Origin of the sequence: Streptomyces sp. NPDC059679 (assembly GCF_042734105.1) — a bacterium.
In the GTDB taxonomy this organism is placed as follows: Bacteria; Actinomycetota; Actinomycetes; order Streptomycetales; family Streptomycetaceae; genus Streptomyces.
Genome location: NZ_JBHWES010000014.1, coordinates 168,659 through 181,660, shown reverse-complemented (window position 1 = coordinate 181,660; position 13,002 = coordinate 168,659). Strand labels below are relative to the sequence as shown.

At 68.3% G+C, this 13,002-nt stretch carries 7 protein-coding genes; 5 read left to right on the top strand and 2 right to left on the bottom strand.

What is annotated here, in order from left to right:
* Window positions 1-36 precede the first annotated feature (36 nt).
* Window positions 37-2,736 carry a transglycosylase domain-containing protein gene (locus ACFV2X_RS18180; protein WP_385617298.1) on the bottom strand — a complete coding sequence of 900 codons (2,700 nt, stop codon included), beginning with the start codon at window positions 2,734-2,736 and terminating at the stop codon, window positions 37-39.
* 356 nt (window positions 2,737-3,092) lie between these two features.
* On the opposite strand from ACFV2X_RS18180, the gene ACFV2X_RS18175 reads away from it, so the two are divergent.
* From ACFV2X_RS18175 to ACFV2X_RS18165, 3 genes are all read left to right on the top strand, one after another.
* A complete protein-coding gene (locus ACFV2X_RS18175; protein WP_385617296.1) occupies window positions 3,093-3,821 on the top strand; it encodes a PadR family transcriptional regulator in 729 nt (242 codons plus the stop codon).
* 50 nt (window positions 3,822-3,871) lie between these two features.
* Complete coding sequence (locus ACFV2X_RS18170) at window positions 3,872-4,954, top strand: inositol-3-phosphate synthase (RefSeq protein WP_089507394.1); 1,083 nt, start codon at window positions 3,872-3,874, stop codon at window positions 4,952-4,954.
* 113 nt (window positions 4,955-5,067) lie between these two features.
* Entirely contained in the window at window positions 5,068-6,399 is a 1,332-nt protein-coding gene (locus ACFV2X_RS18165) for an MFS transporter (RefSeq protein WP_385617293.1), read from the top strand.
* Window positions 6,400-6,420: 21 nt separating this feature from the next.
* Here ACFV2X_RS18165 and ACFV2X_RS18160 read toward each other — a convergent pair whose 3' ends face one another.
* Window positions 6,421-7,911 carry a CCA tRNA nucleotidyltransferase gene (locus tag ACFV2X_RS18160; RefSeq protein WP_385617291.1) on the bottom strand — a complete coding sequence of 497 codons (1,491 nt, stop codon included), beginning with the start codon at window positions 7,909-7,911 and terminating at the stop codon, window positions 6,421-6,423.
* 179 nt (window positions 7,912-8,090) lie between these two features.
* Here ACFV2X_RS18160 and ACFV2X_RS18155 point away from each other — a divergent pair, with 179 nt between their 5' ends.
* Together ACFV2X_RS18155 and murJ are read left to right on the top strand one after the other, a co-directional pair.
* Window positions 8,091-10,490: a DUF6049 family protein gene (locus tag ACFV2X_RS18155; RefSeq protein WP_385617289.1), complete on the top strand. Its 2,400-nt coding sequence runs from the start codon at window positions 8,091-8,093 to the stop codon at window positions 10,488-10,490.
* 48 nt (window positions 10,491-10,538) lie between these two features.
* On the top strand, window positions 10,539-12,938 hold the full coding sequence (gene murJ / locus ACFV2X_RS18150) for a murein biosynthesis integral membrane protein MurJ (protein WP_385617287.1): 2,400 nt from the start codon (window positions 10,539-10,541) through the stop codon (window positions 12,936-12,938).
* Window positions 12,939-13,002: the final 64 nt, after the last annotated feature.

Genomic DNA, 13,002 nt, shown 5'->3' with positions numbered 1-13,002 from the left:
TGGTGGTGGTGGGGCGAGGGTCGCTCGCCGGAGGGCTCAGCCGCCTCCGCCGCCTCCGCCGAACCAGCCGCCGTTGTCGCTGCTCGGAGGCTCCGTGGTCGGAGTACTGGTGCTGCCGCCCGGGCCTCCGTTGCCTCCGTTGCCTCCGCCGTTGTTTCCTCCGTTGCCGTTGCCTCCGCCGTTGTCGTTGCAGCTGATGTCCAGCGGGTCGCAGGTCTGCGTCGGGGACGGGCTGTTGGACGGCGTCTCCGAGGACGGCGTCTCGGACGGGGACTCGGAAGGCGTCTCGGACGGGGGCTTCGTGGTGGTCGTGGAGGGCGGCGGGGTCGGGCTCGCGCCGTCGCCGAAGACCTTCTTCCCGATCGGGCCGGGCTTCGGGAAGTTCACGACTTCCTTGCCCTTCATCGCCTCGCGCATGTAGTCGGCCCAGATCTCGGCCGGGAACGAGGCTCCGTGGATCGACGCATTCGGGTCGCCGGTGCCCACGCCGCGCATGGAGAGGAATTCCTGCTTCTTGGCCTTGTCGTCCACTCGCCACATGCCGATCGCGGTGGACAGCTGCGGGGTGTAGCCGGAGAACCAGGCCGACTTGTTCTCGTCGGTGGTGCCGGTCTTGCCCGCGGCGGGACGGCCGATCTGCGCCGAGGTACCGGTGCCGTGCTCGACGACGTTCTTCAGGACGTCGGTGACGTTGTCGGCCACCTCCGCGTCGAACGCCGTCGTGAGCTTCGCCTCGTCCTCGTGGTTGTAGACCTCCTGGCCCTTGTGCTCGATCGTTTCGATCGAGTACGGATCGGCCTGCTTACCGCTGGCCGCGAAGGTCGCGTACGCACCGGCGAGCCGGATGGCGCTGGGGGCCGAGGTGCCCAGGGAGAACGTCGGGGTGATCGAGGCCATCTGGTCCTTGCTGAGACCCGCGGCGATCGCCGCGTCCCGCACCTTGTCGGTGCCGACGTCCATGCCGAGTTGGATGTATGGAGTGTTCACCGAGTACTGCATCGCGGTGCGCAGGGTGATCTTGCCCCGGTCCTCGTTACCGTCGTTCCGCTGGTGCCACTCCTTGCCGTCCTTGTCGTGCCAGACAGTCCCGTTGTAGTCCCGCAGCGTCAGCTTGTTGTCGCCGTCGTAGACGCTGTTGGGGGAGACGGGGGTACGCATCGAGTCGGGTTGCTCGCGATCCCCGTCCTTGTCGCGCACGCCGTCCTTCATGGCGGCGGCCAGCACGAAGGGCTTGAAGGTGGAGCCCACCTGGACACCGGTGTAGTCGGCGTTGTTGGTGTAGTGCTCCAGGGCGTTCTTGCCGCCGTATATGGCGACGATCTTGCCTGTCTTGGGTTCCACCGAGGCCCCGCCGAACTGCACATACTTGTCGTACTTCGGCCGCAGCTTCGGGTTGATGTTGTCCTTGGTCACCTTCTTCACGGCCGTCTCGAGCTGCTTCATCTTCTTGCGGTCGAAGGTGGTGTGGATCTGGTAGCCACCCTTGTCCAGCATGCCCTTGGTGATCTTGGTGTTCGCGACGATGTAGTTGTCGGCGAGCTGGGTGAGATAGCCGATCTGGCCTTCCTTGTTCGTCGCGATCTCCAGATCCCGGGGCATCGGGAACTTCGCGGCCGCCTTCTGCCGGTCGGCCTCCTTCATCTTCCCGACCTCGACCTCGCGCTTGAGGATCCACGCCCAGCGCGTCTTGGCCCGCTTGAGGTTCGCCTCCTTGCTCGCGGCGGGGCCGTAGCCGCCGGCCGGGTCATAGAGGTCGGGTCCGTTGAGGGTCGCGGCGAGGAAGGCGCTCTGGCTCGGCGTCAGACTCTTGCAGTCCGTGTTGTAGTAGGCGCGGGCCGCCGCCTGGCAGCCGTAGGCGCCGCGCCCGTAGTACGCGGTGTTCAGATAGCCGGCGAGAATGTCGCCCTTGTCCATGGTCGCGCCGACCTTGACGGAGATGAACAGCTCCTTGACCTTGCGCGTGAGCGTCTGCGACTGGTCCAGGTAGGTGTTCTTCACGAACTGCTGGGTGATGGTGGAACCACTCTGTGTGGCCCCGCCCTTGGCCATGTTCACGACCGCGCGGGCGATACCCATCGGGTCGACGCCGGCGTCGTCGTAGAAACTGGCGTTCTCCGCGGAGATCACCGCGTTCTGCAAGTCCTTGTCTATGTCGTTCAGCGGCACGATCTGGCGGTTGAGGTCACCACTACCGCCCGAGACGACCATCTGCGTGTTGTCCGACCAGTAGTAGACGTTCTTCTCGACCTTGGACGCGGCCTGTGCCGTGGGAACCTCCACCAGCCACAGCCCGATGCCCACGGCACCGACAAGCATCACGAAGAAGAAGAGGAAGGTCCCGGTCACCAGCTTCCAGGACGGGACCCAGCGCCGGAAACCGTCCTTGCCCGCGCGCGGGTAGTCGATGAAGCGCTTCTTCGCGGGGCGCCCATCACCCCCCGCTCCACGGCCGCGACCGCCACCGCCGCCGGCACGCCGGCCGCCGCCGTGGCCACCGCGGCCCGCGCCCCCGGCATCGGGATCGGCTCCTCGTCTGCGGCCGGTGCCGCGCTGTGCGGCGCGCCGGGCTTCGGCCCGGCCGCCATAAGGACGCTCCTCCCCATGCGGGGCGGATTCCGACCCGGTGGCGCTATGCGGTTGGGCCGCGCGGCGGCCTGAAGACTGCTGCGCGGCGCGCCGGGCCGCTGCTCGTCCGCCGCTCTGTGGCTGCGGCGGCTTGCGACGGTGCTCGCTCATGGAACGACTACTCCTCGGGCAGGCGCTATCGCCTGAAAGCGGCAGGTGGCTTCCGGTCCCCCCGATGTGCGCTCCGGCCGCCACCGGCAACCGGGCACACTGCATCCAGGACGAGGACGCCTGCGGGCGTCGCTTGGTTCCCAGTGCTGTGCATGGCGAACAGAGTACGCACGGTCAAAACCCGCGAAGGCGTGATCTTCACTCCATAACAGTCAGTTCGCGTCCCACGAATTGGTGATGTGACGCCGTTCACCATGGCTGCCCTTGTTCCCACCAGGATCACGGTTCTATCGTCTGGATGTATCGAGCCGATACATCAGCTCGGCATAAAGGACTGGGAGACAGGAGAGGCGGGAATGGGCAGACGCTCGGGCATCCTTGAGTTCGCCGTCCTCGGCCTGCTCCGCGAGTCCCCGATGCACGGTTATGAGCTGCGGAAACGCCTCAACACCTCGCTTGGGGTGTTCCGTGCGTTCAGTTACGGCAGCCTCTATCCATGCCTCAAGACGCTGGTCGCCAATGGCTGGTTGATCGAGGAGCCCGGCAGCGCGCCCGAGGAAGCTCTCGCGGCGACGCTCGCCGGCCGCCGCGCGAAAATCGTCTACCGGTTGACGGCGGAGGGGAAAGAGCGCTTCGAGGAGTTGCTCGCCCACACCGGCCCGGACGCGTGGGAGGACGAGCACTTCGGCGTCCGCTTCGCCTTCTTCGGGCAGACGTCGCGGGATGTGCGGATGCGGGTCCTGGAGGGGCGGCGCAGCCGCCTCGAGGAGCGCCTGGAGAAGATGCGCGCTTCTTTGGCCCGTACCCGTGAGCGGCTCGACGACTACACCCTCGAGCTGCAGCGGCATGGCATGGAGTCGGTGGAGCGTGAAGTCCGCTGGCTGAACGAGCTGATTGAGAGCGAGCGGGCCGGGCGCGATCAGCGCGGCGGCCCCGCGGACCAGGACCGGTCTCAGGAGCAGGAGCTGGACCGGTCACCCGAGCTGGCCCCGCCAGGAGAGCAGGACCAGTCAGGAGATACGGGCGGCCTGCCCCGGCACCGGGGTGGTTCCCGGCCGGATCCGTCCGATGACACCGCCAAGTGAGGCCCCGCATCCCGCAGGGCTTCGTCGAGTACACACAGGGAGCAACCGGAATGGGTTCGGTTCGTGTAGCCATCGTCGGCGTGGGCAACTGCGCCGCCTCGCTGGTGCAGGGCGTCGAGTTCTACAAGGACGCCGACCCGGATACCCGCGTGCCGGGTCTGATGCACGTCCAGTTCGGCGACTACCACGTGCGTGACGTGGAGTTCGTGGCCGCGTTCGACGTGGACGCGAAGAAGGTCGGCCTCGACCTCGCCGACGCGATCGGCGCCAGCGAGAACAACACCATCAAGATCTGCGACGTGCCCTCGACCGGTGTCACCGTCCAGCGCGGCCACACCCTCGACGGTCTGGGCAAGTACTACCGCCAGACGATCGACGAGTCCGAGGAGACCCCGGTCGACGTCGTCCAGATCCTCAAGGACAAGCAGGTCGACGTTCTGGTCTGCTACCTCCCGGTGGGTTCCGAGGACGCCGCGAAGTTCTACGCCCAGTGCGCCATCGACGCCAAGGTCGCCTTCGTCAACGCGCTTCCGGTCTTCATCGCCGGCACCAAGGAGTGGGCGGACAAGTTCACCGAGGCGGGCGTGCCGATCGTCGGAGACGACATCAAGTCGCAGGTCGGTGCCACGATCACGCACCGGGTGCTGACCAAGCTGTTCGAGGACCGCGGTGTGGTCCTGGACCGCACCATGCAGCTGAACGTCGGCGGCAACATGGACTTCAAGAACATGCTGGAGCGTGAGCGCCTGGAGTCCAAGAAGATCTCCAAGACGCAGGCCGTCACCTCCCAGATCACGGACCGCGAGCTGGGCGCCGACAACGTGCACATCGGCCCGTCCGACTTCGTGGCCTGGCTGGACGACCGCAAGTGGGCCTACGTCCGGCTCGAGGGCCGCGCGTTCGGCGATGTCCCGCTGAACCTGGAGTACAAGCTCGAGGTGTGGGACTCCCCGAACTCCGCGGGCGTCATCATCGACGCGGTGCGCGCCGCGAAGATCGCCAAGGACCGCGGCATCGGGGGCCCGATCCTCTCGGCCTCCTCGTACTTCATGAAGTCGCCGCCGGTGCAGTACTTCGACGACCAGGCGCGGGAGAGCGTCGAGAAGTTCATCAAGGGTGAAGTCGAGCGCTAGCGAGACAAAGCGCTGTGCGCTGAGCGAGAGCAAGCGCTGCGCGTTAACACGGCTTGATCACGGGCCTCCGGGTAATCCACCCGGAGGCCCGTGTGGTGTGTGAGGCTGGCGCCATGCCCGTTGTGCGTGACCTCCGCGTACTGCTACAGCTGCGCGACTTCCGGCACCTTCTGGCCGTTCGCCTGCTGTCCCAGACGGCCGACGGCGTCTACCAGGTCGCGCTGGCCGCCCATGTGGTCTTCTCCCCCGAGAAGGAGACCTCAGCCGCGGCGATCGCCTCCGCCATGGCGGTCCTCCTGCTCCCCTATTCCCTGCTGGGCCCCTTCGCCGGGGTCCTGCTGGACCGGTGGCGCCGCCGCCAGGTCCTCCTCCATGGCAACGCCCTGCGTTCCGCGCTGGCCGCCGGGACGGCCGTTCTGATCCTCGCGCAGGTTCCCGACTGGCTCTTCTACGTCTCCGCCTTGTCGGTCACGGGCGTCAACCGCTTCGTGCTGGCCGGGCTCTCCGCCTCGCTGCCGCGCGTCGTCGACAGCCAGGAGCGCTTGATCATGGCCAACTCCCTGTCCCCGACCGCGGGAACGCTCGCGGCCACCCTTGGCGGCGCCCTGGCCCTCGTCGTGCGCATCGCGGTCCCGGACGGCGCGTCGTCGGACGCCGTTGTGGTCCTGATGGGCGCGACGCTCTATCTCAGCGCCGCGATCGCTGCGCTGAGGATGGCGCCCGGACTTCTGGGGCCCGACCCGTCGGCGCTCCAGCCGCGTCTGCGTGCGGCCCTGTTGAGCACCGTACGCGGCCTGGTCGCCGGTGTGCGCCATCTCCTGGAGCGCCGAGATCCCACGGTGGCTCTGGCGGGGATGACAGCGATGCGCTTCTGCTACGGCGCGCTGACGGTGATGGTGTTGATGCTCTGCCGATACGCATGGGCCAAGACCGAGTCGGACGGCTTGGCACTCCTGGGATTCGCCGTGGCCCTCTCGGGCGCGGGCTTCTTCGCGGCGGCAGTGGTCACGCCCGGGGCGGTGGCCCGGCTGAGCCCCGCCTCCGACCCGGACGGCCGACTGCGCTGGATGGTGACGTGCGCGGCGGCGGCGACCGTTTTGGTGCCGGGGCTGGGGCTGTTCTTCGAACCGGCTCCGATGCTCGCCGCCGCCTTCGTCCTCGGACTCGTCACCCAGGGCGCCAAGATCTCCACCGACACCGTGGTGCAGTCCTCGATCGCCGACGACTTCCGCGGCCGGATCTTCTCCCTGTACGACGTGCTCTTCAATGCGGCCTTCGTCGGGGGAGCGGCGGTCGCCGCACTGACGCTGCCCCCCGACGGACGCTCGGCCACCCTGGTGATCCTGGTGGCCGTGCTCTACGCAGCGACCGCCCTCGTCGCCATGTTTCACGTGAAACATGGCGAGCGCGAGGCGGGGCGGACCGATGTTTCACGTGAAACCTGATGCGTCAGCTCCGCAGACGCTTCAGCCCTGAGGCTGAGCCGCCCACCAGTCCTGGAGCGCCGTGACTGCGGCGTCCCGCTCCATGGGGCCGTGCTCCAGGCGCAGCTCCAGAAGATGCTTGTACGCCTTGCCGACCTGCGGGCCCGGTCCGATCCCGAGAATCTTCATGATCTCGTTGCCGTCCAGGTCCGGCCGGATGGCATCCAGCTGCTCCTGCTGCTGCAACCGCGCGATGCGCTCCTCCAGCCCGTCGTATGCGCGCGACAGAGCGCCGGCCTTCCTCTTATTACGCGTGGTGCAGTCCGAGCGGGTCAGCTTGTGCAGCCGCTCCAGGAGCGGTCCCGCGTCCCGTACATAGCGCCGTACCGCCGAGTCCGTCCATTCGCCGGTGCCATAGCCGTGGAAGCGCAAGTGCAGCTCGACCAAATGGGAGACGTCCTTCACCAGCTCATTGGAGTACTTGAGCTTGGTCATCCGCGACTTGGTCATCTTGGCGCCCACCACCTCATGGTGGTGGAAGGAGACCCGGCCGTCCTTCTCGAAGCGGCGCGTCTTGGGCTTCCCGATGTCGTGCAGCAGGGCCGCCAGCCGCAGCACCAGATCGGGCCCGTCCTTCTCCAGGGCGATGGCCTGCTCCAGCACGGTCAGCGTGTGCTCGTACACATCCTTGTGACGGTGGTGCTCATCACGCTCCAGGCGCAGCGCCGGAAGCTCCGGGAGGACATGGTCGGCAAGCCCGGTGTCGACCAGGAGCCGCAGCCCCTTGACGGGGCGGGCGGCCAGGATCAGCTTGTTGAGCTCGTCACGTACCCGCTCCGCCGAGACGATCTCGATCCGCCCGGCCATCGCCTTCATCGCGGCGATCACCTCGGGCGCCACATCGAAGTCGAGCTGGGCCGCGAAGCGCGCGGCGCGCATCATCCGCAGCGGGTCGTCGGAGAAGGACTCCTCAGGGGTGCCGGGTGTGCGCAGCACCTTCGCGGCGAGGTCTTCCAGGCCGTTGTGCGGGTCGATGAATTCCTTCCGCGGGAGCGCGACGGCCATCGCGTTCACCGTGAAGTCCCGACGGACCAGGTCTTCGTCGATGGAGTCGCCGTACGAGACCTCGGGCTTCCTCGACGTGCGGTCGTAGGCTTCTGACCGATAAGTCGTGATTTCGATCTGGAAGCTCTGACTCGACCCGTTTCCGTTCCCGCCCTCCTTACGGCAGCCGACCGTGCCGAAGGCGATGCCGACCTCCCAGACCGCGTCGGCCCACGGACGGACGATCTTCAGCACGTCCTCCGGACGTGCGTCCGTGGTGAAATCCAGATCGTTACCAAGACGGCCCAGAAGCGCATCCCGTACCGATCCGCCGACCAGGGCAAGGCCGAACCCCGCCGCCTCGAAGCGGCGGGCGAGGTCGTCGGCTACGGGAGACACCCGCAGGAGCTCGCCCACGGCGCGGCGCTGCACCTGGCTGAGCTCGTTGTTCGACTGCGGGTAGTGGCTGTCAGTGTTGGCGTTCGGCACAACAGAACAGGGTACGTGTCCGCACGCCCGGGAGCCTCCTCGCCGACCCGACGCATCGAACCGGTGACGATCTTGTGGAGCCCTCCACAGCACTTCATCACAGCGGACATCGTTACCATTTCGTGGACGCATTTTGTGGGACGACTGACGATCACTGACGACGAGGGACGGGCGAGCGCGTGGCCGAGCCGGCAGAGCTCCAGGGGACAACTTCCGCTCGCGCCCGTCGTTGGCTGCGGCGCACGGCAGCGGTGCTCACCGCTGCGCCCGTGCTCGCGGGTGTGCTGCAGATCCCGGCGGCTCCCGGTGCCCACGCCCGGACCGCCCCGGCCCGGACCGCGCCCACCCAGCAGACCGCACCGGCTCAGGCCAAGGCCACCGGTTCGCGCACCGTCGATGTCGCCATCGACTCGCTCACTCCCACCACACCGTCCGGGAACGACACACTCACCGTCAGCGGCACCGTCACCAACCACGGCAGCTCGACGATCAGCGCCTCCTCCGTCGGCCTCACGGTCGGCCCGACCATGAACGGCCGCAACGACATCGATACGGCCGCCAAGCGGAAGGGCTATGAGATCGGCCTCGACGGCACCGAGGTCTCCGACAAGTACAAGCAGAAGATTGGCAAACTCCCCGTCGGCATCAGCCGTGACTTCACCCTCTCCATACCGGTCAGGGAGCTCCACCTCGGCGGGAACGGCGTCTATCAGCTCGGTGTCACCCTCAGCGGCCAGACGCGGAGCCAGCCCTGGTCGCAGGTCATGGGCATCGAGCGGACCTTCCTGCCCTGGCAGCCGAGCGCCGCCACCAAGAAGAGCAAGCTCACCTTCCTGTGGCCGCTCATCTCCTCCACCCACCTGGCCGCCCGGACGGGTACCGGCGCCAATGAGCAGCAGACGCCGATCTTCCAGAACGACGACCTCACGGCGGAGCTCGCCCCCGGCGGACGGCTGCACCAACTCGTCGCGCTCGGCAAGAACCTGCCGGTCACCTGGGTGATCGACCCGGACCTGCTCGCCACGGTCGACGCGATGACCAAGCCGTACGAGGTCCAGAGCCAGACGGAGAACGAGACGACGGACGGCCGGGGCCAGGCCGTGGCCAAGCAGTGGCTCAACGACCTGCAGCAGGCCGTCGAGGGACACCAGGTGGTGGCCCTGCCCTTCGCCGATCCCGACCTCGCCTCGCTCGCGCACCGCGGCAAGAACTCGGGCGCCCTCAGCCACCTCCAGACCGCCACCGCGCTCGCCTCGACGACCGTGGACACCGTTCTCCATGTGAAGCCCCGTACGGACTTCGCCTGGCCGGTGAACGGCGCCATCGACTCCTCGATCGTGGACGTCGCCACCTCCGCCGGCGCGCACAACATCATCGCCCGCAGCGACAGCCTGCGCGAGACGGGCAACCTGCCCTACACCCCCACAGCGGCCCGCCAGATCGGCGGAGGCAACACGGCGGTGGTCGCGGACGCACGGCTGTCCACCGCTTTCATGGGCGACATGACGCGGGCAGAGAACGCCACGCTGGCCGTCCAGAAGTTCCTCGCCCAGACCCAGATGATCACCCTGCAGGCGCCGGACAAGCAGCGGAGCATCGTCGTGGCTCCGCAGCGGACGCCCACCACCAGCCAGGCGCAGGCCATGGCGGCGGCCCTGAACGGCCTGTCCGGAAGCTGGACACAGCCGCTCAGCCTGGGGCAGGCCGCCAAGGCCCAGCCCGACCCGCTCGCCACCCACCGGGTTCCCGCCGCCCGCTCGTACCCGGCCGCGCTGCGCCGCCAGGAGCTGCCCACCGACGGATTCGAGAAGATCCGGCTGACCCAGGCCGCCCTCGACAAGTTCGAGGTGATCCTCACCGCCAAGGACCGCGTGGTCACCCCGTTCGGCGCCGCGATCATGCGGGAGATCTCCACATCGTGGCGCCAAGACCTGCGAGGCTCGACCGGCTTCCGCGACTCCGTCCAGGCCTACCTCCAGGACCTCACGGAGAAGGTGCGCCTCATCAACAAGACGGACATGACCCTGTCCGGGCGCAGCGCCACGATTCCGGTGACCGTCCAGAACAACCTGCTGCAACCCGTCGAGCTGCGGCTGGTCCTCCGGTCCCAGCAGGGCAACCGCCTGGAGGTCAGCGACCCCCAGGTGGTCACGGTCCAGGGTGGACACAGCCAGTCGGTGAAGTTCGGCACCACAGCCAACGCGAACGGACGCGCCTGGGTGACGGCCCAGCTGTACACCGTGGACGGCCAGGCATACGGCCCCGAGATGTCGTTCAAGGTGAATGTCACCGAAATCACGTCCACGGTCATTCTGGTGATCGCGGGCGGGGTGCTGCTGCTCGTTCTCGCCGGGATCCGGATCTACCTCCAGCGCAAGCGGTCCGCCGCCAGGAGTGATGAAGACGCTGCGGGGAACGGCGAGAAGCAGGACGGAGAGACGGCGGAGGACGAGCCGACCGAGCCCGGCGAGGGGGAGCGCCCGGGCACCCTGGTGCCCGGGCAGGCGAGTGACCCGGCGACGGACACCGGATCGCAAAGCGCTGGCCCCTCCGGCTCAGGTGAGAAAGTGGACCATTGAGCGATGGCGTGGCCGACCGGCCGCAGCGGACTATGAGGTGGGGTAGCGATGAACGCGCCGTATGACGGTGATCGCGGCCAGGGCGCGGGCAACGACCCCGCCGGCCGGGTACCGCCGCCGCAGAGCGGCCCGTACGCCCACCAGAGCCCTTACGGACCGGAGCCGCATCAGCAGGATCCGTATCTGGGGGACCCCCGCGACATCTCGTACAGCCAGCTGCCGTACGTGCAGGACCCCTATATGCAGGATCCGTACGTCACCGGTTCGTTCACGCCCTATCCGTACACGGCGCAGGACCCCTACGCCGCGCGCCAGGACTCCTACGGCCACGATCCGCTGACGGACCCGCTGACGGATCCGCTGTACGACCAGGGCCAGGGCGCATACCACCAGCCTCAGTCCGGCGGCTACCAGCAGCCCTACCAGCACCAGCCCGCGCCCCCGCAGGGCCACGATCCGCGGCTGTGGTCGGCCGAGGCCGCCGCCCCCGAGGGCCCCGCCCACCAGCAGTACGGCGGCGACATCGAGGCCACGCAGTATCTGGGTACCGGCCCGCAGGCCGGCTACGCCGCCGGGGAACAGCAGCAGCCGGACGCCTTCGCGCACCTCTTCCGCGACCAGCAGCCCTACGAGCCCCAGCGCCCCCAGCAGCAGCCCCCGGCCGGGTATCCGCCCGCGGGATCCCCGCAGGGGCAGGCGCCGCTGTCCGGACCACCCGGCCCCGTTCCCGCCCAGCCGGCCGCCCCCGCGGGGGCGGCCGCGGCGGTGGCCGAGCCCGAGACGGCTGAGCCGGAGAAGAAGCGCTCGGGCGGCCGCGCGGGAAACCTGCTCAAGTCCAGCGCGGTGATGGCGGCCGGAACGCTGGTCTCCCGGCTCACCGGATTCGTCCGCCAGCTGGTGATCGTCGCCGCCATCGGCGCGGCCACCCTCGGCGACACCTACGCCGTCGCCTACCAGCTGCCCGCGATGATCTACTTCCTCACTGTGGGCGGCGGCCTCAACTCCGTCTTCGTCCCGCAGCTCGTCCGCTCCATGAAGGAGGACGAGGACGGCGGCGACGCCTACGCCAACCGTCTGCTGACCCTGGTGATGGTCGTCCTCGCGGTCCTCGTCGCGGTATCGGTGTTCGCGGCCCCCACCCTCGTCCGCATGCTCTCGCCGTCCATCGCAGGCAATCCCCAGGCCAACGAGGTGGCGGTCACCTTCGCCCGCTACTGCCTGCCCACCATCTTCTTCATGGGCGTGCACGTCGTGGTCGGTCAGATCCTCAACGCCCGCGGCAGCTTCGGCGCCATGATGTGGACCCCGGTCCTCAACAACATCGTCGTCATCGCCAGCTTCGCCATGTTCATCTGGGTGTTCGGCACCTTCAGCTCCTCCGAGTTGGGCGTCACCAACATCACCGACGAGGGGGTCCGGCTGCTGGGCGTGGGCACCCTCCTCGGCCTCACCGTCCAGGCGCTGGCGATGTTCCCCTATCTCCGTGCGGCCGGCTTCCGCTTCCGGCCCCGCTTCGACTGGCGCGGCCACGGCCTGGGCAAGGCCGCCAAGCTCGCCAAGTGGACCGTACTGTTCGTGCTCGCCAACCAGGCGGGCAACGTCGTGGTGACCCGGCTCGCCACCGCGGCCGGTGCGAAGGCCGACAACCAGGGCTACCCCGGCACCGGCCTCCTCGGCTACCAGAGCGCGCAGCTCATCTGGGGTATGCCGCAGGCGATCATCACCGTCTCCGTCATGGCCGCCCTGCTGCCCCGGATCTCCCGCGCGGCGCACGACGGGGACACCGGCGCGGTCCGCGACGACATCTCGCAGGGCCTGCGCACCTCCGCCGTCGCCATCGTCCCGCTCGCCCTCGGGTTCGTCGCGCTCGGCATCCCCATGTGCACCCTGATGTTCGGCTCCTCCGGAACCGAACAGGCCCGCTCCATGGGCTACATCCTGATGGCCTTCGGTCTCGGACTCATCCCGTTCTCGGTGCAGTACGTCGTCCTGCGCGGCTTCTATGCCTACGAAGACACCCGCACCCCCTTCTACAACACGGTGATCGTCGCCGCCGTCAACGCCGCTGCCTCCGCACTCTCCTACCTCGTCCTCCCCGCCCGCTGGGCCGTGGCGGGCATGGCCGCCTCCTACGGCCTGGCCTACGCCATCGGCGTGGGCGTGGCCTGGAAGCGCCTCCGCAAGCAGCTGGGCGGCGATCTGGACGGTCGGCACGTCGTCCGCACCTACACCCGTCTGGTGGGTGCCGGCATTCCGGCCGCCCTCATCGGCGGAGCGGCCGCCTACGTCATCACCGGGGCCGTGGGCTCCGGCGTGGGGGGATCTCTAGCGGCTCTGGCCGGTGGTGGTCTCGTTCTTATCGCGGTCTTCTACATTGCGGCGAAACGGATGCGCATTGAAGAGCTGACCGCCATGGTCGGTATGGTCCGCGGACGACTTGGTCGCTGATCGTTCAGCACAACCATCGTCTGCCACCGTGTGTCGTGCATAGCGGCGGACTGTGGGCACAATT

Bases quoted from the DNA above. Each gene is read 5' to 3' on its own strand.
- ACFV2X_RS18180 (WP_385617298.1), bottom strand. From the start codon at position 2,736: ATGAGCGAGCACCGTCGCAAGCCGCCGCAGCCACAGAGCGGCGGACGA.
- ACFV2X_RS18175 (WP_385617296.1), top strand. From the start codon at position 3,093: ATGGGCAGACGCTCGGGCATCCTTGAGTTCGCCGTCCTCGGCCTGCTC.
- ACFV2X_RS18170 (WP_089507394.1), top strand. From the start codon at position 3,872: ATGGGTTCGGTTCGTGTAGCCATCGTCGGCGTGGGCAACTGCGCCGCC.
- ACFV2X_RS18165 (WP_385617293.1), top strand. From the start codon at position 5,068: ATGCCCGTTGTGCGTGACCTCCGCGTACTGCTACAGCTGCGCGACTTC.
- murJ (WP_385617287.1), top strand. From the start codon at position 10,539: ATGAACGCGCCGTATGACGGTGATCGCGGCCAGGGCGCGGGCAACGAC.